This is a genomic window from Streptomyces sp. Je 1-4 4N24 (assembly GCF_026239515.1).
Taxonomy (GTDB): Bacteria; Actinomycetota; Actinomycetes; order Streptomycetales; family Streptomycetaceae; genus Streptomyces; species Streptomyces nigrescens.
Genome location: NZ_CP110836.1, coordinates 1,807,905 through 1,828,032, shown reverse-complemented (window position 1 = coordinate 1,828,032; position 20,128 = coordinate 1,807,905). Strand labels below are relative to the sequence as shown.

Annotated in this window: 17 protein-coding genes and 5 pseudogenes; 9 read left to right on the top strand and 13 right to left on the bottom strand. The window is 67.2% G+C overall.

Annotation, left to right across the window (positions count from 1 at the left end):
- Positions 1 to 44 precede the first annotated feature (44 nt).
- Together SLV14N_RS07740 and SLV14N_RS07735 are read left to right on the top strand one after the other, a co-directional pair.
- Positions 45 to 560 carry a winged helix-turn-helix domain-containing protein gene (locus SLV14N_RS07740; RefSeq protein WP_263268719.1) on the top strand — a complete coding sequence of 172 codons (516 nt, stop codon included), beginning with the start codon at positions 45 to 47 and terminating at the stop codon, positions 558 to 560.
- Positions 557 to 1,147, top strand: a complete 591-nt coding sequence (locus tag SLV14N_RS07735; protein ID WP_263268718.1) for a transposase — start codon at positions 557 to 559, stop codon at positions 1,145 to 1,147. The genes SLV14N_RS07740 and SLV14N_RS07735 overlap by 4 nt, the downstream gene beginning before the upstream one ends.
- Before the next feature lie 162 nt (positions 1,148 to 1,309).
- Here the strand turns inward: SLV14N_RS07735 and SLV14N_RS07730 are convergent, their stop codons facing one another.
- The gene (locus SLV14N_RS07730) at positions 1,310 to 2,098 is read right to left on the bottom strand and encodes a hypothetical protein (RefSeq protein ID WP_263268717.1); all 789 of its coding nucleotides are present in this window, start codon (positions 2,096 to 2,098) and stop codon (positions 1,310 to 1,312) included.
- Positions 2,099 to 2,455: 357 nt separating this feature from the next.
- On the opposite strand from SLV14N_RS07730, the gene SLV14N_RS07725 reads away from it, so the two are divergent.
- From SLV14N_RS07725 to SLV14N_RS07715, 3 genes are all read left to right on the top strand, one after another.
- A protein-coding gene (locus SLV14N_RS07725) for an IS5 family transposase (protein WP_263273057.1) occupies positions 2,456 to 3,285 on the top strand; the annotation gives its coding sequence in 2 pieces (ribosomal slippage) (positions 2,456 to 2,774 and positions 2,774 to 3,285; 831 coding nt in all).
- A 151-nt stretch (positions 3,286 to 3,436) separates the two neighbouring features.
- The gene (locus tag SLV14N_RS07720; protein ID WP_263268715.1) at positions 3,437 to 4,492 is read left to right on the top strand and encodes a hypothetical protein; all 1,056 of its coding nucleotides are present in this window, start codon (positions 3,437 to 3,439) and stop codon (positions 4,490 to 4,492) included.
- 23 nt (positions 4,493 to 4,515) lie between these two features.
- Positions 4,516 to 4,791 (top strand): hypothetical protein, encoded by a 276-nt coding sequence (locus SLV14N_RS07715; RefSeq protein ID WP_263268713.1) that lies wholly within the window; start codon positions 4,516 to 4,518, stop codon positions 4,789 to 4,791.
- Positions 4,792 to 5,108: 317 nt separating this feature from the next.
- Here the strand turns inward: SLV14N_RS07715 and SLV14N_RS07710 are convergent, their stop codons facing one another.
- Complete coding sequence (locus tag SLV14N_RS07710) at positions 5,109 to 5,261, bottom strand: hypothetical protein (protein WP_263268712.1); 153 nt, start codon at positions 5,259 to 5,261, stop codon at positions 5,109 to 5,111.
- Between the two features lie 387 nt (positions 5,262 to 5,648).
- Here SLV14N_RS07710 and SLV14N_RS07705 point away from each other — a divergent pair, with 387 nt between their 5' ends.
- Complete coding sequence (locus SLV14N_RS07705) at positions 5,649 to 6,662, top strand: DUF2599 domain-containing protein (RefSeq protein ID WP_263268710.1); 1,014 nt, start codon at positions 5,649 to 5,651, stop codon at positions 6,660 to 6,662.
- A 78-nt stretch (positions 6,663 to 6,740) separates the two neighbouring features.
- Here SLV14N_RS07705 and SLV14N_RS07700 read toward each other — a convergent pair.
- From SLV14N_RS07700 to SLV14N_RS07675, 6 genes and pseudogenes are all read right to left on the bottom strand, one after another.
- Positions 6,741 to 7,000: pseudogene (locus SLV14N_RS07700) on the bottom strand (alpha/beta hydrolase fold domain-containing protein); the annotation flags it as partial.
- A 528-nt stretch (positions 7,001 to 7,528) separates the two neighbouring features.
- A complete protein-coding gene (locus SLV14N_RS07695; protein ID WP_263268708.1) occupies positions 7,529 to 7,975 on the bottom strand; it encodes a cupin domain-containing protein in 447 nt (148 codons plus the stop codon).
- A gap of 30 nt (positions 7,976 to 8,005) precedes the next feature.
- Positions 8,006 to 8,737 (bottom strand): SDR family oxidoreductase, encoded by a 732-nt coding sequence (locus SLV14N_RS07690; protein ID WP_263268706.1) that lies wholly within the window; start codon positions 8,735 to 8,737, stop codon positions 8,006 to 8,008.
- Positions 8,738 to 8,967: 230 nt separating this feature from the next.
- Positions 8,968 to 10,104 (bottom strand): recombinase family protein, encoded by a 1,137-nt coding sequence (locus SLV14N_RS07685; RefSeq protein ID WP_263268705.1) that lies wholly within the window; start codon positions 10,102 to 10,104, stop codon positions 8,968 to 8,970.
- A 21-nt stretch (positions 10,105 to 10,125) separates the two neighbouring features.
- Entirely contained in the window at positions 10,126 to 10,602 is a 477-nt protein-coding gene (locus SLV14N_RS07680; protein ID WP_263268703.1) for a DUF4158 domain-containing protein, read from the bottom strand.
- A 205-nt stretch (positions 10,603 to 10,807) separates the two neighbouring features.
- A complete protein-coding gene (locus SLV14N_RS07675; protein ID WP_263268701.1) occupies positions 10,808 to 10,954 on the bottom strand; it encodes a hypothetical protein in 147 nt (48 codons plus the stop codon).
- 894 nt (positions 10,955 to 11,848) lie between these two features.
- Here SLV14N_RS07675 and SLV14N_RS07670 point away from each other — a divergent pair.
- Together SLV14N_RS07670 and SLV14N_RS07665 are read left to right on the top strand one after the other, a co-directional pair.
- Positions 11,849 to 12,241 (top strand): peptidoglycan-binding protein, encoded by a 393-nt coding sequence (locus tag SLV14N_RS07670; protein WP_263268700.1) that lies wholly within the window; start codon positions 11,849 to 11,851, stop codon positions 12,239 to 12,241.
- Positions 12,242 to 13,191: 950 nt separating this feature from the next.
- Positions 13,192 to 13,991, top strand: a protein-coding gene (locus tag SLV14N_RS07665) for an IS5 family transposase (protein WP_263273055.1) whose coding sequence is annotated in 2 segments (ribosomal slippage) — positions 13,192 to 13,531 and positions 13,531 to 13,991 — 801 coding nt in all. Because the reading frame shifts where the segments join, the coding sequence is not laid out codon by codon here.
- 30 nt (positions 13,992 to 14,021) lie between these two features.
- On the opposite strand, the pseudogene SLV14N_RS07660 reads toward SLV14N_RS07665, so the two are convergent.
- Positions 14,022 to 14,838, bottom strand: a pseudogene (locus SLV14N_RS07660) (IS5 family transposase).
- Between the two features lie 357 nt (positions 14,839 to 15,195).
- Here SLV14N_RS07660 and SLV14N_RS07655 point away from each other — a divergent pair.
- A pseudogene (locus SLV14N_RS07655) lies at positions 15,196 to 15,384 on the top strand (transposase); the annotation flags it as partial.
- A gap of 111 nt (positions 15,385 to 15,495) precedes the next feature.
- Here SLV14N_RS07655 and SLV14N_RS07650 read toward each other — a convergent pair.
- The 4 genes and pseudogenes from SLV14N_RS07650 to SLV14N_RS38965 form a co-directional block, all read right to left on the bottom strand.
- Positions 15,496 to 17,286: a SelB C-terminal domain-containing protein gene (locus SLV14N_RS07650; protein ID WP_263273053.1), complete on the bottom strand. Its 1,791-nt coding sequence runs from the start codon at positions 17,284 to 17,286 to the stop codon at positions 15,496 to 15,498.
- Positions 17,283 to 18,026 (bottom strand): annotated as a pseudogene (locus SLV14N_RS07645) (aminotransferase class V-fold PLP-dependent enzyme); the annotation flags it as partial. The gene SLV14N_RS07650 and the pseudogene SLV14N_RS07645, both read right to left, overlap by 4 nt.
- Before the next feature lie 7 nt (positions 18,027 to 18,033).
- Positions 18,034 to 19,599 (bottom strand): annotated as a pseudogene (locus SLV14N_RS07640) (DUF4118 domain-containing protein); the annotation flags it as partial.
- Positions 19,600 to 19,695: 96 nt separating this feature from the next.
- A complete protein-coding gene (locus tag SLV14N_RS38965) occupies positions 19,696 to 19,836 on the bottom strand; it encodes a potassium-transporting ATPase subunit C (RefSeq protein ID WP_369292828.1) in 141 nt (46 codons plus the stop codon).
- Positions 19,837 to 20,128: the final 292 nt, after the last annotated feature.

Genomic DNA, 20,128 nt, shown 5'->3' with positions numbered 1-20,128 from the left:
AAGTTCAGTGGGTGTGGTGGCTTTGTGGGTGGGAGGCTGTCGGGATGGCTTATCGACCTTTGTCCTCTGCGTCTGGTTCTTCCGTACCTCCTTTGTCACGGCCGCAGTTGGCGGAGGCGCGTCGTGTTCGTGCGGTCGAGCTGTTCGAGGAGGGCGGGTCGAATCCGGAGATCGCGCGGGCGGTGGGAGTGTGTGCCGAGAGCGTGCGGCGGTGGAGGCGTGTGTGGGAGGAAGGGGGTGCACCAGCCTTACGCCGGCGTCCGGCCACCGGTCGCCCGCCCAAGCTGAATGACGCCCAGGTCGAGACTGTGCGGGCCGCCTTGGAGCGAGGTGCCCAGGCTCATGGATTCGAGGCCGATCTGTGGACCCTGGAACGAGTCGGCGCGGTCGTCGAGCGGGTGACAGGAGTGTCCCTGTCACGGGCGTCGGTGTGGCGTCTGCTGACCGGCCGGCTGGGGTGGAGTCTGCAGCGGCCTGAGCGGCGGGCGGTGGAGCGGGACGAGTCCGAGATCGCCCGCTGGATCACGCACGAGTGGCCGCGCATCAAAAGGGGGCGGTGAACACACGTGCCTGGATCGTGTTCCTCGACGAATCAGGCGTCTCGCTGCTGCCCCAGATCCGCCGTACTTACGCACCTCGCGGCCGCACGCCGCTTCTGCGACACCGGCTGAACTGGAAGCGTGCGTCGATGGCTGCGGCTCTGGGCTACCACTCCACCGACTTCGACCGCGGTCCTCGCCTGTGTTTCCACCTCAAGCCCGGCAGCTACGACACCATCGCTCTCATCGAGGTCCTTGAACAGGTCAAAGCGTTCTACCGTGGCGAGCCAGTGATCCTGGTCTGGGACGGCCTGTCCGCCCACTGGAGCCGGGCGATGCGAGCCTGGGTCACCGAGCAGGACTGGCTCACCCTCGAGCGATTACCCGCATACGCACCCGAGCTGAACCCGGTAGAACTGCTCTGGTCGTCGCTCAAGAAGCGCGAACTCGCCAACCTCGCCGGCGACCACCTCGCCGACGTTGCCGACGCCACCGAACAAGGCGTCCACCGGATCAACCACAACCAGTACCTGCCATGGTCCTACCTCGCCCACACCGGCCTGACCATCCAGCCACCACACCCACCGAACTTACGAAAAGATCAGTAGGGCGTGTTTCGGAAATGGGTCTTGGAGCGGCTCGGCGTCTGGCGAGAGCGTGTCCGCCTCGCAAGATCGGCAGCGGTCGGTGGGCAGGTGCTGGTAGTAGTCGGCCATGGCAGGAGCGAAACATGCCCTAGCCCCAAGGCCGTCCGCATCACAGAGTACGCATCAGGGGAGGAGTCCTTGCAGCACGGAGCCCCACGTATCCATGGCCCTCTGCAATTGGTCTCCGCTTGCTGCTGCCGTCGACAGTGCGAGGAGTACGGAAGTTATGAGCCCGCGATTCCGTTGCTGAGGCTGAGTATTTGCAGCGGTAGCCAGATATTCGACGTTATCAAGCAGGACCTGGCGCTGCGAGTCTTCCAGGCCGTCCTGGCTCAGGACAGCCTGTTGAAGCCCTTTTAGTGCGTCTGCTACTTCCGAGCCGCTTTGCTGAGCGACACCAGCAATAGTGGATTCAATGTTGGCGATCTGAGCGGCAAACTGGACGCCATGGAAGGACCCTCCATTAAATGAGAAAGAAACTCGTGGCTCCGGTGATGTCCGTCTAGACGCTTTAGCGTAGTCCGGCACTCGTTCAAGCACCGCCTCCAAGTATTCCAAACCGATGGACAGATGAGCTCGCGCTAGAGCTGTCTGGTCAGGAAACTCAGGATTCACGCAATTACCAACATCCTGGATTAAGCTTCGGAAACCCCACTGAACCACCCATAAGCCCCCTCCAAAACTCGGCGGAGGCTCCCCGATGAAGCCGTCGAGTAACCTCACAGATTCCTCGCACCATTCCGCGATGGCAGGTTCCACCGATGAGCCAGTCGCTAGTGACTCTTCTAGGGCCCGCCCAGCGTTGATCTGACGAGTGAGGTCCTCGGCTGCCAGTCTGGCCAGCGTGACCTCAGCCAGTCGTATGTGGCGAGGCAAGTGAGCGTTGATGCGCCTGGCGGCTTCTTCCTGCATGGCGACCATCGTGGCGACGTGGAGTCGCGTGAGGCAAGGGGGCGTACTGCACAACTCACCTCACACCAGCTCGCAGGCCGGTACCGTTGAGAGCGGCTCGGCCGGAGAGCCCGGCGTTCACGCCCTGGGACGGTTCCGCGGCGGACTGAAAACGAAGATCCAAATGCAGGTGGTCAACAGCGGGAACTGCTCGCAGGTTCGGCAAGGCAGCCGGAGAGGCAGGTCTACGGACATCTCACTTCATCGCTTCTGCCTGCGGTCCGCCCGTTGATCCAAACCAACCCACCTAGAGCGTGTCTCTTTGATGGTTTGATCAGTTGATCGGATGTGTCCGTCCGATTAGTGATCACTGATGCGATGTGGGACCGGATCGAGCCGTTGATGCCGGCGGATCCGGTCCGCGGACGGCGGTGGGCCGACCACCGCCGAACGCTGGAAGCCATCGCGTGGAAGTACCGCACCTGCTCGCCCTGGAGGGATCTGCCCGGTGAGCTCGGTTCGTTCCAGACCGCTCACAAACGCCTGCTGCGGTGGGCCGTCGACGGCACGTGGGAACGCATCTTCACCGCCGTCCTGGCCGCGGCGGACGCCGACGATGACGTCGGCTGGACCGTGTCGGTGGACTCCACCGTCTGCCGGGCTCACCAGCACGCCGCCGGAGCCAGCAAAAGGGGGCAGCCGAGCGGTCCGAACCCACCGATCACGGACTCGGACGCTCCCGCGGCGGGCTGAGCACCAAGGTGCACCTGGCCAGCGACGGCCGGGCACGACCACTTGCTCTTGTTGTCACGGCAGGCCAGGCCGGTGACGCTCCGGCCTTCGAAGCCGTGATGGCCCGCATCCGAGTTCCACGGGCCGGGCTCGGAAGACCCAGAACCCGGCCCACGGCCGTTCTCGCGGACCGCGCGTATTCCTCCCGCGCGATCCGCAGACATCTTCGACGCCGAGGCATCCGCTCAGTCATCTCACAGCCCACCGACCAGATCGGCCATCGCCAACGACGCGGCCGACTCGGCGGCAGGCCACCCGCCTTCGACGCTGAGGCATACAAGCAGCGCAACACCGTCGAACGCTGCATCAACCGCCTCAAGCAGTGGCGCGGACTGGCCATGCGAACCGACAAACTCGCCATCGCATATCAGGCTGCACTCCACCTCGCCGCCATCCTCATCTGGGCCCGACGCTGACCAAAGAGACAGAACCTAGCGGCAAGTGTGCGGGGCGGCTTTGGGGTGCAGACCCAGACGGAGAAGCGTTCTGCGCCGCCTGTCGGCCATGCACACCCGATTGCTTCGTAATCGGGTGTGCATGGCCGACTGAACACAGCATCATCGAGCCGTGACCTACGCGGACGAAGCACATGCGGCCATAGTGCCCCTGCTTGCTCTTCAGGAGCAGTTCCAAAGTGATCTCTCTTTGGAGGAAGGCGGGTTCAACTGGTGGCAGGACTTCGCCCTCTCGGCGGGGCGCAGGATCCTCATCAGCGACTACCTGATGAGTCTCCCGTCCTCGGTGGAGACCAACCTGGTCGAGGCCGTCATGCACGCACACAAGCTCAAGGAACTCCGGTACGCGGAGGGTGTTCGCTGGCGACAGCGCCTTCGTCAGCGAACGGACACCCAGGGCTGGTTGGAACGCAATGAGCGGGACCTGGACCGAGATGTCGAGGGCTCAGCACACCTGGCCGGTTTCTTCCGCTGTGTGGGGAGCGTGATCGACAACCTGGCTGGCCTCGTCATCGGAGTGGCAGGCCTTCGGGTCAAGATCCCCAGGGCCGATGCTGGCAGCCTGCGTATGGACAGAGATTCCGCTGACGGCCTGGCTACGGACGGACCGCCCCGCGAACTGCAACTGGAGCTGGTTCGAGCAATGAAGGGCGCCATCCGAGATGGCCCGGAGGGCTGGTGGGAGTGGGCTGACGACCTGCGCAACACCCTCGTCCACCGCGCCCGTCGATTCGAGGCGAGCATGTACGACGGCAATGAGGACAACGCCATGGTGTGCCCGCTCCCGCGTCACCCGAAGCAGACAGATGCCGAAGCCCGCGCCCGGTCAGGCAGGCAGCTGGGCGAGTACCTCGATGAGGATGGCGAGGTGACCATCGCCGGAATCCTGAAAGTAACGATCGAAGTCACGCGGGCCACAACCAGTGCGGCCGTGAAGACCTGGGAACGGAGGAGGCGCGAGCCCGGCTTGGTCCCGCAACCTTTCGAACAGTGGCCCGAGATGAAGCAAGGGCGTGAAGTCGCCTTTGCCGGCTGCAATCCGACCGGCCTGCCTCGGCAGCGCGCGGGCTCGATGCTGCTGATGCACCCCAACCGGACACGGCGTCTGGCCGCGGGAAAGCTTACGGACCCGGACTTGCATGTGTGGAAGGACTGGTTGACGGAATGACCCCCGCCTCAAGTGCGGATTAGGTGTGGTCCCGCGAGTGGAACGACCACGGCTCAGCGCTTGGTGAGCTGTTCGCGGAGAGCCGTGTTCTCGGTGAGCATGACCGCGATGACCGTCGCTGCGGCGTCGACCTTGCCCTGGAGTCGCTGTCGCTCCTGTCGGTTCTTCTTGAGCTGGCAGCGAAGAAGGCTGATCTCCTCTGTCTGCTTCCGTTCGCGAAGGCTCGCCGGGCTGGTGTCGATCCGGTTGTCCCACTCGGTGAGGATGTTGGTTTGCGCGATTCATTGAAGCTCTGCTGACGCCGGCTTCGCGCCACAGGTTGTTCTTGGTGAGCTTGCCATCGGTGTGAGTCGGCTGGCCGGTAGAGAGCCGCTCCAGGCCTCCCGCAGGGCCTGCTCGGCGCTGGCGGAAACCTTCGGCTTTGCGGGAGAGGTCATGTCGCCTCCGCTTCCCTAAGCATGGTTTGCTGCCCCATTCAGCCTGTGGCCGGTGGTTCGGAGCCCGAGCGGCTGGCACGGGCGTGCACAAGATCGAGATCACGGAGTGCCGTATGGCCTCGGTGGCTGTCGTCGCTGCCCAGTAACCTCATGGCGGTTTAGGGGGGTATGCCCTTGAGTTACAGGCTGTCGGCCCACGAGGGGACGGGGTAGGTGTGGGCGTCGCCGAGTGCATAGCGGAGCGGTCCGAAGAGGCGGTGGGCGAGATGGGGGGAGAGGTCCTCTACCGCGAGTGCCACGGCGGCGAAGCACACGGACTTCTGTTCCCGCATCAGAACGTCCCTTGCGTGGACGACGGCCTATCTCGCAAAGCCGTCCACGTATTGGCCTCGGCCGTCACTTAAAGGAGCTGAGCGTGCGCCCGTGCGCCTGCCGGCGCAACACTGCGCTGACAGCGTGACGTTGTCAGCATGGTGCTGTGTCGAGAGGGTGAGGGCTTGACGAACACCGACGAGCCGACACGGCCGTGGCCTCGAACAGCCGTTAGCGGTAGGGGGAGATCTTGGCGCTTAGCACTGTGATCGCCTGCGCTCCAGAGGTTCGGGGAAAGATCGCGTGAGCTGTCCGGCATCGGGTTAAGACCGCTCCGCGCTGTGCGCAGGAAGCACCGCGACTGGCGCATGCACACCACCTCACCTGACCAATGAGAGGACTCTGCCGTGACAACACGGACTCGGGCCACGCTGCTCAAGGGCGTAGCCATCACCGTTGCCGCGCTCACCGCCCTGACAGTCCCAGCCGTTCCGGCTGCCGCCGACGAGACGCCCTGTGGGCATCAGGTCGGCGGCGACATCCTCGCCAAGTACAACCAGATCGGCGGGCAGGGATCGCCGCTGGGCTGCCCGACGTCCGACGAACTGACCACCCCGAACGGGAAAGGCAAGTTCAACACCTTCGTTGGGGGAGCGATCTACTGGACCCCCACGACCGGGGCGCACCCCGTCTGGGGTGTGATCCGTGACAAGTGGGGTGCCCTTGGCTGGGAGGAAGGAAAGCTCGGCTTCCCGGTCGGTGACGAGCTGACCAACTCCGACGGGAACGGGAAGCGGCAGCAGTTCGAGGGGGGCACTGTCTACTGGCATCCGACACTCTCCAACGGCGCCCATCCCGTGTGGGGAAAGATCGGCGAGCAGTGGGGCGAGTTCGGCCAGGAGGGCGGCCCCTTCGGTTACCCCACCAGCGACGAAGAGCGGAACGACAGCTACAACGGTTACGTCCAGCGTTTCGCGAAGAACAACACGCTGTTGTTCTGGAGCAAAAGCATGGGTGAGAAACAAGGCACATGCGAGGGGGAATGCATCGGCTACGAGGCCCTGAGCGATGCGAAATGGGTGAAGCGCACCATGGTCAGGCGCGCTGTTGCCAACGGTGATCTGGACGTAGTGGTGATCCCGACGGAGGCTGGATTCGACGACGCGGACACCGACTACGACGCCCTGTGGGACCAGACGTGGAAGAAGGTCCCCTATCCGGACAGTCTCGTCACCGACGAGCAGGGGTCCTCGATCTACAAGCAACTCGCCTGTCACGCCCGCTATGCCTATGAGCTACCGGACGGGAGCCACACCAGTCACGAGTCGTGGGACCTGGAGGCATGGAGGCGTGACGTGTCCTGGGACTTCGCGATGAATCCCCTGGTGGTCCCCTTCCCCTTCCACCAATGCAACTGGTAACGAAGAGGTAAGCGGCAGGCCAGGCCGGCGGTGAGCTTGCGGGCTGCCAGGCGCTCGTTGTTGCCCTACCCCTTGCCGCTGCGCGGTGGCGTAGCCCTGCTCGATGGCCACAGGGTAGTGCGCCTCGGGCGACGGCGTGTACTCCACGAAGGCCACTGCCGCACGGGCGCCGACCGCCAACTCGCGCACCAGGCGGTCGTGGGTACCGGCATTGCCCAGCACCCAGCCACCGCCGTGCAAGTCGGATCCAGCTCGTACAGGAACGGATGTTGCGAGGTTGCGTCGGCGAGCTCCTGTGCCTCGGGCTCGAGGATGATTGAGGCGGTTTGACCAGCCATGGGAATGCTCCCTGGGAAATCCGAGAAGCGCATCAGAGAGCGCGGGGCGCTGGAGAGCGCCGCGGCTGCGGGGCGGTCGGCAGAGCCTCCGCCCTTGTTCAAGCCCCTGATGGGCATGTTTGTCCATTGTAATTGCCCGTCCTCCGCAGATGCATTCCAAGGAACCGCCTCATCGTTCGCCGGGTGCTCGGCTCGGTGATGACCTGGCATCCTCGGGTCGGTGACAGGCTCACCGACGGCGGACACGCCGACCGACCATCACTGACGGGATCGCGTGTGATTCAAGGGTGAATTCTTCAACGCCGTGGTCCGTCCAGCACCGGTGGTTGTCCGCTCTGCTGCCCTCATGGGGTCATGTGCGGGAGCGGGACGCGTCCTGCGGTCTTTCCGCAGACGCCGCCACGCACGTCGAAGGGCGCGCCCGCGTTGCCATTTCACCCTCAGGAGTGGGAAGCCACATGCTCACTCCGGGGCACTGGGGCGACGCCCCACGGCTCATCGCGGTCAGTCCCGGCCGTCAGTGGCGGGTCAAGTGCCCGGGCAGGGAGCTCGTAGGTGCCGGCGCTCGGCCAGCTCTTCGTCGTCGACCAGAGTGAGCATGGGCTGACCCGGTGCGCACATCATGGTGACGAGGAAGCGGCTCCGGGAGTCCGTCCGGTTGTTTCCGTCCTGGTAGTGGATGACATCGCCGCCCGGCTCCCAGAACGTCTCCCCGGCCTTGATCACCCGCTCCGGTTCACCTTCCAGTTCGAAGAGCATCTCCCCCTCCAGCATGTAGCCGAAGGCAGGTCCCGAGTGCCGGTGCGGCGGGGTGCCGGGATCGCCGGGAGGGAACTCGATGATAACCGTCATCGCTTCCGCCCCCTCCGGAACGAACGGCGGTTTCGCCGATTGCAGCACGGTGAGCGCCGTCTTCCATGCTTCCGAGCGCGGCTGGCTCCCGGCTCCTTCTGCCGCCTGTTCGTTGTTCGACATGGCGAGGTCTCCAGTGCCGGGCCGGCCGGGTCAGGTGAGCCAGTCGGTGTAGTGGGTGGGGGCGATGCGGGCGTCGCCCTTGGTGGTGAGCACATCGCCGTCGACGGCGGCGAACATGCCGGCGGTGTCGTCGGTGATGACCGTGCGGCCGTCGGGTCGGGCGTTCAGGGTGATCCGGCCGAGTTCGTCGAGGGGATGGACGTCGGGCCCACCGACGTCGAGGGTTCCGTTCAGAGGGGTACCGGCGGCGACTTCGGCCACGGTGTCGGAGACGTCCTGGGCGGCGATCGGCTGGAGTGGGGTGGTGGGCAGGCGGACGGTGTCGCCCTCGGTGGTCCAGGACATGACGGCGTCGATGAACTCCATGAACTGGGTGGCGTGGACGATCGAATAGGGGATCGGCCCGGCCTTGAGGATGTCTTCCTGCAAGACCTTGGCGCGGTAGTAGGCGAGGTCGGGCACTTGGTCCGCGCCGACGATCGAGAGGATGACGAAGTGCCCCACCCCGCCCTTGTGTGCGGCGGCCAGGAGGTTGTCCATCGAGGTCTGGAAGAAGGCGGGAGAGGCGTCGTCGAAGGTCGGGGAATTCGTCAGATTGACGACGCCGTCGGCTCCGGCCACAGCCTCCTCCACGCCCTGGCCGGTGATCACGTCGACACCTGTGGACTGCGAGTGCGGCACGGCCTCATGCCCGGCGGCGTTCAGCTTCTTCACGACCTGCGACCCGATCAGACCGGTACCGCCGATGACTGCGAACTTCATGGGTCACCTTTCGTCGCGCACCGATAGGTCATACGTCCAGATTGCGGCGGTGCAGTGCACGGCGCACGCTGGCCCGTGCGTTCAGCCCGAGCACGCCGGTGACGAGGAGGGCCAGCTTGGCAGGGTCGGACGCGACCCCGGCCACGGTCGACGCGGCCGATCAACGTCATAGCACTGGGTCGACGTACATGGCCCTGTTCTCCCGAGGCTGCCGCGAAGTGACAAGTAACTCAGCGTGTCGTTAGGGCCTTGACCTCTGTACGAGGTTCAGGAACCTCGCTGCCAGTGAGGGTGGCGAAGTCGGAGTGGGCCGCCTCGACGGCTTCGGGGTACGCCTCGCGCTTGGTGTGCTCGGCGAGCGCCCGGTAGATGCTGGCGACGGAGGGGCTGCGTCCTTTGCGCTTGCCGGTGGGGATGATCAGGTCGGGCTGGATCTGCTCGACGGACTCGCCGTTCGCCCGTCGGCGGAGCACGGTGTGGAGCATGTCGTCGGTGATGACCGGGGGCCGGCCGCCGTGCTTGCCCTTGCGGGCGGCGGTGTCGAGCCCTTCGAGCGTGGACTCGCGGATGTTCTCCCGCTCGGTCTCCGCCATCGCCGCGAAGAACGCGAACAGCAGCTTCCCGGGCCCGGTGGGGCCGTAGATGCCGGGCAGGGGTCCGGCGAGCATCGCCAGGATGAGGCCGTGGGCGGTGAGGTGGTCTGCGAGCGCGGTGAGTTCGGCGGCGTCGCGGCCGAGGCGCTTCATCTCGTACACGGTGAAGATGACCCGGCAGTGCGGGGCGTGCGCCTTGACCTCCCGAGCCGTACTCAGCGCCTCCTCGGACTTCGGGCGGACTCGCACCCGGGTGCTGATCTTCTCGCTGAAGATCTTGTCTCTCGGGATGCCGTGCTTGCTGAGCGCGTCGAGCTGGGAGTCGAGTTCCTGCCCGAGCGTCGAGCATCGGGCGTACCCGATGCGGATGTCCGCGCTCGGCAGGTCTGGATCGTTCTTCTCCGACCGTGTGTTGATCTTCTGCACGAGCTGGATGAACAGCTCCACCAGCGAGTCGGTGATCTCCGTCTGACGCACGTGGCACAGTGTGTACCGCACCGGGCCGGCCGCCGCCCGCAGGTCCGAGGCGTACTCCTTCGACGCCCGCGCCCGCCAGGCCGCCACCAGCTTCTCCGACACGTCCCCGAACAGCTCCGGCGGCAGCTCCAGCGCGCGGACCCGCTGGAGCTTATTCACCTCCGCCAGGAGGCTGTCCAGCCCCAGCGCGCCCGGGTCGGCCTTCAGCTCGGCGAAGAACGTGCCCCCGCCACCCGCGCTGTCCTCGGCGATCAGATCATCCAGCCGGGACCGCGTCGCCGCGGACAGCCGGCCCACCGTGGCCGCGCAGAACCGTTCCTAGAAGGTGCTGACCGCCGACCCCACCAGACGGGCGACACGCCCCGGCGTCGGCGGCTCCAGCCGGTCCTTGCGGCAGCGGGCCACCACCGCCTCCGCCAAACGGTCCCTCGACAACTCCACCCCGCACAGCTCCACCGCCAGCCACTCGGCGAGCTGCGCCTGGTCCTCCTCCGTGCACTCACGGAAGCCGAACGCGCCCCGGATCTCCACCCGGTGCCGCTTGATCGCCCGCCCCGCCCAGTTGTACGCGGCCCACTCCTCAGCGGGAACCTTCACCTGCTGGGCGACGTACGCCACCGCCGGCGCCGGAATCTCCCCGGCGTTCTCCGGGAACCGGGCCTCCACCTCGAAGAACTTCAGCAACAGCGCGAACCCCAACCGGTTCGCCCCCGACTTGTTCCGCAGCCGCTCCTGATCCTCCTCCAGCAGCGTCCAGACCTCGATCAGGTCCTCCGGCTCCCACGCCTGCCGCACCCCGGGCTCCTTCCGGTCGTCATGACCGGACCAACGTCGCCGAGCACGGCCCCGGATGAACCCAGAAGATCGAAAACGCTGACAAGCACACCCCAGATCCGCTACAGAGAGCTACTTGTCACTTCGCGGCAGCTTCGGGAGAACAGGGCCTACAACTAGAGCTCGAAGGGCTGGGCGGCCTGCGACGCGGGCCGCCCAGGCGTGATCACTTGGCTTCTTCGACTGCGTCGATCGCGTCGAGATAGTTGTCCTCGTTGGGCTGCGGGACCTTGGCGATGCGGCCGGCGAGGGCTGCCTGGCGTCCGTGTGGATCCCGCCGCAGCCGGCTGCTGCCGCAAGCGTTCGACTCCATGAGGACAACGGCGGGATGTGGATGGCTTCCCGTAACGCGGGATGAGACAAGGTCGCACGGCTTGCGTATTACCTCAGAACGAAACAGCGAAGCTGGCCCGTGGACGTTCAGGCGAGCCGTCGCTGACCACGGACGTTGGTTTGAGGAGGACTGCCGGTGGGATTCAACGACACCGAACCTCAGCGAGCTCACGGTTCAGCTCCTGATGCCGCGCAAGACATCTGGGACTCCTTCCAAGCCGTGCTGGACTCCCTGGACGCCGCACGCGCCGACCTCTACGCGTTCGACGAGCGGCAGGGCTGGGCCGAAAGCCCGCCGCCGACCTGGCGCGAACGCAGCGAATCGGCCAGGAACGCCGGCTTGGCGGAGCCGATCCCATCCCTGTTCTCGGCGCTGGCTCCGCACCCGCCCCGGCCGACACAGCCGCCGGGGGACAGGCCGGAGGGTCGGGATCCGGGGCGTCCGCAGGCCGTCGCGCCGTCTACCGTGGAGCCGAAGTGGACCGGTGGCGTAGACCAGGTCGATGCTCCGCAGGACGTCGTGGTGGAGCCGCTGTGGTCGCGCAACAGGCAACTGGAGGCTGTTCCGCTCCCACTGACGGGAAAGCAGCCGACGGCCAGTGGCCCAGACGAGGCGTACGCCTCGCCGCCGGTGACCTTACTGCCCCCAGCTCCCCTGCAGGAGGGCGCGCCCCGCCGGGCTGGCCCGAGCTCGGACACCACCGGGTCCGCCACCCCCCAACACCCGGCCACGCCCTCGGAGGAACTCCTCGCCCCGTCCCTGGGGGCGTCACCGCCACGAGTCCGTGCGCACGCGAAGAACAAGCGCCGAGGATGGCGGCGATTCACTAGCCGACAGGACACTCGTGTCGCCGGAGCCTTCGGTTTGGGCGCCGTGAGCGGACTGATCGTCGCCTCTTCGCTGCTGGGCAGCGACAACCCGACCCCGGCCGTCCCGCCCACGTCCTCCGGGCAACTGGCCCCTTCGCTGCCCGACGACCCGGCCCCGCCCTCCGGGCAGCTGGGCGGGAACCCGGCTGCCGCCCTCCGCGAGATCCCAGGCACGGGCGTGCTGCGCCAGGGTGACAGCGGCCATGGCGTATACGAGTTGCAGGTACGTCTGCTCCAGATCCCGAACGTCTACGAGGGGGGCGCGATCGACGGCCGTTACGACGCAGACGTCCGCGCGGCCGTGGCCCGATTCCAGAAGTGGTATGGCGTCCGCGGCGACGAGACGGGCGTCTACGGCGACCAGAGTCGACGTGCCCTGATGTTGCGGACCAAGTAGTGGCCGTCAGGTCTGTTTGCGGTTCCTCCTGACGGATCGGCCGGTCAGCAGAGACCGGAGGCGGCGCGGGCCGTTCCCGGTCCAGCACCGCACTGACCGATCCCGCTCCCGTCTCCCACAGGAGGTTCCTGTCGTGGAAGTCACCCTGGGGCCAGCCGGCCGGGTCCCGGTCACCCTTCCTGGGGCCGCTGAGTCCGCAGCCGAGGGGCCACCGATGACCGCGCCACCCGCACGCTAAGGGCTGCCACCGCGCGGCTCCTCTGACCCCCACTGCAGCCTTACACGCCCGCGCCGAGGAAGCCTGGGAAGTGCTTACGGCTGCGCTGGGACAGTGTCGAAGCCCTTGGAGACGGTTGGGACAGCAGATTGAGCCCCTCCGTGTCCGACGAGGCACGTTGCGTATGGCGTGGAACGATGCTGACGGTTTGCTGACCTCTCAGCGCGAACTCTGCCCTGTCTTGCGATGATTTCATGGCGCCGGGGAGAGCGTCGATTTGCCAATCGAATGGCATTCTGGTCGAGTTGATACTCTTCTCGGAGGGTGCGAAGAACGTTGCGAATTTCGCTAATTCCTAATTAGGGAATTGCGGGGGCATGGATTACGCCTGCGTGCCCTGGGGGAGCGGCCCTACGATCTCCCCAGGCAGGGTGGCAAACATGCAGGTCGGAGCCGGTTTCTGTGCCTCTTTCGGCATGTGCACGTGTGGCAGGCTGGAACCAGGTGTGGCAGGGCTGGTGCTGACCCGATGCTGACTCTTGTGACGGAACGTCAGGTTCGGTGTCTCCTCTTCATATGCCCAGGCATCTGGGAGCGCAACTTGCCGCCCGTCGGGGCTATGGGCCCCAGGTCGGTGTACGGATCCCTGGCGGCATTCGTGCGTCAGGGCCGTGCCAGCTTCTTAGACGCCATCTCATTTGGGTGGCTCACTAGACTGTCGGTCGTGGTGGGGATCGTTGAGCGGCTGGTGCCGGAAGAGTTGTGGGAGTTGTTCCAGCGCGTGGTGCCGGAGGCGCCGTCACGGCCGCAGGGTGGTGGGCGACGCCGGCACGGCGACCGGGAAGTGCTGGCGGCGATCGTGTTCGTGGCCACGTCGGGATGTACGTGGCAGCAGTTGCCCGCTGCGTCGTTCGGGCCATCCGGAGCCACGGCCCATCGGCGCTTTTCCGAGTGGACCAAGGCGAGGGTGTGGGCCAAGCTCCATCGCCTGGTCCTCGACGAGCTCGGCTCCCGTGGCGAGTTGGACTGGTCCCGCTGTGCGATCGACTCGGTGAACATGCGGGCCCTGAAAAGGGGGACCTGACGGGGCCGAATCCTGTGGACCGGGGCAAGTACGGTTCGAAGATCCACTTGATCACCGAGCGGACCGGTCTGCCCCTGTCCGTCGGAATCTCGGGGGCGAACCTGCACGACAGCCAGGCCCTGATCCCTCTGGTCAAAGGCATACTGCCGATCCGGTCCCGCCGAGGACCCCGACGACGCAGGCCAGGCAAGCTGCACGGCGACAAGGGCTACGACTACTCCCACCTGCGGCGATGGTTACGCAAGCGCGGCATCACCCACCGCATCGCCCGCAAGGGCATCGAGACCTCCCAGCGACTGGGTCGGCACCGCTGGACCATCGAACGCACCATGTCCTGGCTCGCCGGCTGCCGCCGCCTTCACCGACGCTACGAACGCAAAGCCGAGCACTTCCTCGCCTTCACCAGCATCGCCTGCACCCTCATCTGTTACCGCAGACTCGCCAAATGAGATGACGTCTAAGTAGACTTAGACCGTGTCCTATGTGGTGAGGCGGACGTATCGCTTGTAGCAGCAGATGGCTGCGGCGAGGCCGAGAAATGCCAGGTAGTTGCGATGGTCGCGTTCGTAGCGGGGGCTGAGTCTGCGGTAGCCCGACAGCCACGACATAGTGCGCTCGATCACCCATCTACGCCGCCCTAACCGTTCACTGGACTCGATGCCTTTGCGGGCGATCCGCACACCGATCCGCTTTCCCCGTAGCCATTTTCGCAGGTCGGGCTGGTCATACGCTTTGTCGGCGTGCAGGCGTTGGGGCTTGAAGTACCGGCCGCGGTGCGGGTCGTGTCTCGTTTGGTGACCCTCGACCATCGTTTCAGCCCTCCGCTGTCGTGGGTGTTGCCAGCCGAGACGCCGACGACCAGGGGCAGTACGTTCGCGTCCGACAGGATGTGCATCTTGGAACCCGGCTTGCCCCGGTCCACGGGGCTCGGACCTGTGAGTTCGCCCCCTTTTTGGCCCTGAGATGGGCTGAGTCCAGGACCACGCGGGAGACGTCGATCAGGCCAGCGTCGTCGAGCCGGTGCAAGACCGCCTCGTGCAGCCGGCCCCACATGCCGGCCCGCGACCAGATCAGAAACCGGCGGTGGGCAGTCGACTTCGATATCCCGAAGCACGGCGGCAACGCACGCCAGGCACACCCACTGATCAGCACGTAGATGATCGCCGCGAACACCGTCTCATCAGGCGTGTCCTGGGTCCCACCACCCTGCGGCCGCACCTTCGACGGCGGGCTCAACGGCTTCGCGATCTCCCACAGCCCATCCGGAACAATCCAATTCCACGTACCCCGCCCCATACCCGGACCAACGTCCGCCTCACCACATAGGACAACGTCAACCGGTGGACCTCCACGATCCCGGCGATCTCCGACACCGTCCGCCCTTGACCCGACAAGCGCACACACTCCAGCCTCATCCGCGTGTGTGCAGGCAGATCAGGCACTCGCAACCGCTCCTCGATGTCACTCCTCTGATCCTGCGTAAGCTCCAGTCTGAGCTGTTTCGGCACGGCGGACCCCCTCCCACCAGCCGATATGCCCACCGAGCATCCGACTTACGCAAGACCGCTCAGGGCGTGTATTGAGTCGTGATCGATTTGCGGGATGTGCCTTCGCGGCGGGGCCCGATCCGATAGACCGTCTTGCGTGACGTGAGTGCAACTGACCGAGCGGCAGTGGGAGTTCGTCGAGCCGTATCTGCCGATCGGCGAGTACGGCCCGTACCCCGAGCGGCTGCGGCAGCAGTTTGAGGGCGTGATCTGGCGGTTCCGGACGGGTGGGCAGTGGCGGGAGATGCCGAGGGAGTTCGGTGCCTGGTCGACCGTCCAATTGAAGGTGGATCGGTCCACGATCGCCGTGCATGACCGGGATGAGGCCGTGAAGCTGAGTCATGGACCAGCCCGGTCAGCCGATCGAGGCGGTGCCGGGCAAGATCGGCCAGGGAGATCTTCACGTTCAGTCGGTGCTCCTCGGTGAACTGGTCGGCGCAGCGCTGAGTCTTCTGTGGCCGTCGTCGGTGACTTTTTCGGTGATGCCTTGGCGATCGAGATGTTCCAGCAGGGGTACGACGATGCGTCGTGGTGCATCCAGGGCGGTTCGTGCGTCGCTCACCCGGAAGGGTTCAGGCAGTCCCTGGAGCACGGCGACGGCCTGTTGTATCGCGTCCGGTGTGAGGTAGACGTCCGGTGCCGGCCGCACGAGCACGCCGTGCCGGGTCAGCGCGCGGAGTTCGGCGGTGCTGACGCCGAGCTCGCGCCATCGGAGGGCGGTTGGCGCTCGCAGGCCCGCTGTGGTGAGTTCCCAGTGGGCGATCTCGGCGGCCTTGTGCAGTGCGGCCGGCAGTGGGGCGTTGGCCAGGCCGATGCGCCCGTGATCTTCTCTGAGGTGGGGAGACATGATGAGGTCGATGACCCGGGTGTCGGGGAGTCCCAGCGCGTCCCGTATCTGTTCCCTCGTGAGTTCCGGTACATCGGGGGAGAGTTCGCGGTGGCTCCATACCAGGACCATCAGGCGCTCGGCGAGCTGATGCCGGTGTTCTGGGTCGATCAGCCATTCCTGCTCCGGCCGGCCGGCGGGAAGCGGTATGCCGAGACAGCGCATGTCGGCGCTGCGGACCAGGCCGCGGCGGGTGAGCTCGTCGGCGAGCAACGGTCTCCCGGTGGCAGATCGCAGTGCGGCCCTGAGCCGCGCTGCCGCGCCACGACCGGCGGTGTGCGCGGCCATCGGGTCCAGCACGGTCGCGCCCAGCACCGTACGCGTGCCGGGGTCGCGCACCGCGAGCCGGTCTCCCACGTGCAGCGGCAGCGGAGCGGACAGCCGGAGCCGGGCGAGGTCGTCGGCAAGGCGGCGTAGCCGGGCCGGGCGACGGGCGGTGCCGAGGTGGCACATGACCTCGGCGGGCAGCGCCGCCGGCTCCGAGTCCGGCGCGTGCAGCCGGACGTCGACCAGCGTGCTGGTAACCCATGCGTCCGGGGTGAGCAGGGCGCTGCCGCGGGGCACCGCGACGAGCGGAACGCGCCGGAGGTTGACCGCGAGGCGGGTGGGCCCCGATGCCTCCGTCACGGACCGGTCGCACACATGGAGTCCTCGGACGGTCGCGGTCGGACCGTCCCCACCGGAGGGGCACAGCTCCACGCGGTCCCCGACGCGAAGTGTTCCGCCGAGCAGGGTGCCGGTCACCACGGTGCCGGCGCCGGAGACGGTGAAGGCGCGGTCCGTCCACAGCCGTACCGGTCCCGGGCCGGGCGGGAACGACAGCGAGAGCCGGTCGAACGCGGTGCGCAGCGCATCGAGTCCCTGGCCGGTGTGCGCGCTCGTCGCTATCGGGTCCGGGGCGGGGAGGCCGCGCCCGAGCAGCTCGCGGTGGGCGAGGGCCGCCGCGGGTCCGGGATCGGCCAGGTCGCAGCGGGTGATCACGAGTAGCAGGTGCGGTACGGCGAAGGCGGCCAGGGCGTCGGCGTGCTCGGCGGTCTGTGCGGACCAGCCCTGGTCCGCCGCCACCACCAGCAGCGCGGCGCGGACGGGGCCGAGTCCGGCCAGCATGGTGTGCAGATACCGCTCGTGCCCCGGCACGTCGACGAAGGCGGCCCGCCGCCCGCTTGGCAGGTCGCACCACGCGAACCCGAGATCCAGGGTGAGTCCGCGGCGGCGTTCCTCGGCGAGCCGGTCCGGGTCACGGCCGGTGAGTGCGCGGACCAGGGCGCTCTTGCCGTGGTCGACGTGCCCGGCCGTGGCTGCGACGATCATGATGCGGCCCGCACGGCGTCGACGACCTGACCGTCCTGCCGTGGTTCGACCGTGCGCAGGTCGAGCAGGCAACGGCCGTCCGTCACCCGGCCCACGACCGGCGGCGTGCCGGAGCGCAGCGCCGCGCCGTACCGCTCGGGCAGGCTGAGCGCCACGCTGGGCAGCACGACCTCCGGGGCGCCGCCGCCACCCACCATGGCCGTCGAGGCCACGATGCGCGCGTCCGCGTCGGCCAGCTGAGCCGCCATCCGCTGGGCGCGTGCCCGTAGTTCGGCCGGCACAGCGTGCAGCGCCTGCACGACCGGTGGGCGCGGTCCGCGAACGGTCGCCTCCAGCGCGGCCAGCGTCAGCTTGTCCGTCCGCAGCGCGCGGGCCAGTGGATGCCGGGCCAGCCGCCGGACCGTGTCGGCGTCGCCGAAGACCAGGCCGGCTTGTGGGCCGCCCAGCAGCTTGTCCCCGCTCGCGGTCACCAGCGCCGCGCCGGCCCGCAATGCGCTCTGCACGTCGGGTTCCTCGGGCAGGGCGGAGTCGCGTTGCAGCAGTCCGGAGCCGACGTCGGCCACAACCGGGACGTCCAGTGCGGACAGAGCGGCGACGTCGACCGACTGCACGAACCCGGTCACCACGAAATTGGACGGATGTACCTTCAGTACGAATGCGGTGTCCTGGTGGATCGCTGAGGCGTAGTCGTCCAGCGTGGTCCGGTTCGTGGCACCGACCTCGCGCAGCCGGGCGCCTGTGCATCGGTACCGCTTGGTCACCACGGAGGATGTTCCCGGCCATGGAGGAGAGGGTCTCCGCCTCCGCGGTGGCGCTGGCAGCGCGCCGCGCCAGCCGTAGCGAGCGGTCGACGAGCGCGGCGACCGTGACGGCGACGACCACGAAGACCGCGAGGGCAAGCGCGTTGTTGGGCTCGGTGATGGGGCACTGCCCGCTCGGCGGGATGAAGTAGTAGTTCAGCAGCAGCGAGGCGGTGAGGGCGGCGAGCAGCGCGGAGACCACACCGCCGAGGCAGGCCACGCCGATGACGGTGACGAGGAAGAGCAGGGCCTCGCTGGTCAGGTTGAGTGTGCCGCGGGTGTTGGTGAGGGCGGCGGTCAGCAGCAGAGGGAGGACGAGACCGGCGAGCGGTCCCGCGACGCGGCGCAAGTGCGGCAGCGGCCGGCCGCCGGGTACGGGCAGCCGACGTCCACGCCCCGCGCGTTCGTGCGTGACCATGTGGACGTCGATGTCGCCGGAGAGCTCGACCGTGTCCTCGCCGATACCGCGCGGCGCCACCAGACGGGACAGCCAGCTGCGGCGGCTCGTGCCCAGGACGAGCTGGGTGGCGTTCTCGGCACGCGCGAAGTCCAGCAGCGCGGTGGGCACATGGTCGCCGACGACCGAGTGGTAGCTGCCGCCCAGGCTCTCGACCAGTTCGCGTTGTTTCGCCAGCGCGGCGGGGGAGGCGTCGGCGAGACCGTCGCTGCGGGCGACATGAACGGCCAGCAGGTCGCCGCCCGACGAACGGTCCGCGATCCGTTCGGCCCGGCGGATCAGTGTCTCGCCCTCCGGGCCACCGGTGAGCGCCACCACGACCCGCTCGCGGGTCTCCCACACCGTGCCGATGCCGTGCTCGGAACGGTACTTCTGCAGGGTCTCGTCCACCCGCCCGGCGACCCACAGGAGCGCCAGCTCTCGCAGGGCCGTCAGGTTGCCGACGCGGAAATAGTGCGCGAGCGAGGCATCGACCTTCTCCGGCTTATAGATGTTGCCGTGTGCCATGCGCCGGCGCAGCGCCTCGGCGGGCATGTCGACCAGCTCGATCTGGTCGGCGCGGCGGACGATCTCGTCGGGCACGGTTTCCCGCTGCGGGACGCTGGTGATCTTCTCTACGACGTCGTTCAGCGACTCCAGATGCTGGACGTTGACGGTGGTGACGACGTCGATCCCGGCGGCGAGCAGCTCTTCTATGTCCTGCCACCGCTTGGCGTTGCGGCCGCCGGGAATGTTGGTGTGAGCCAACTCGTCGACGAGTGCGACCTCGGGGCGGCGGGCGAGGACCTGGTCGAGATCCAGCTCGCTGAAGGAGCTTCCTCGGTATGCGCGGTGCGTGCGGGGAAGTATTTCCAGCCCTTCGAGCTTTTCCTCGGTGAGCGGTCGGCTGTGGCACTCCGCGTACGCCACCACCACATCGGTGCCGCGCCGAGCACGGCGACGCCCCTCGTCCAGCATCCGGTAGGTCTTGCCGACCCCCGGAGCTGCCCCGAGGAACACCTTGAGCTTTCCTGGCCGTACGCCTGGCGTATCGGCTGCGACAACCCTCGGCGCCACCGAAAGCCCCTCCCTCACCGGTCTTGCATGTCCCACGTCGCCTGGTGCTGCGAGGGAGCCCGCGGGTGGCCAAGCGGCATAGGTGGTGATCCATGGTCACATCAGCGCGGCGAGCGCGTGGTTGAACGCGACGACGTTGACGTTTTCCTGACCCAGGAATCCCAGGACGCGGCCTTGGAGGTGTTCGGTGACCAGCTTCTCGGCCCTGCCGGGTGTGAGGTTGCGGGCCCGGGCCACCAGGTTGACCTGTCGTACGCGTACGACGGAGAGATCGCCGGGTCGAGTCCGGAGCCGCTGGCGACGACGTCGTTCACCGGGACCGACGAGGGGGCGGTCCCCTTCGAATTCCGCCACGCTGGCACGGCGTTGCCGCACGGTCCTGATCAGCTCGGGGCTGTTCGGCCCGAGGGCGGGGGCGCCGGAGGCCAGGGGAACGCAGCCGCCTGCGGGCGGACGCGGGCTGGCTCCACTTGGGGTTGGGCCGCAACTCCTCGTTCCGACCCTCGGGGTTCCTCTTCGGCCGGGTGAA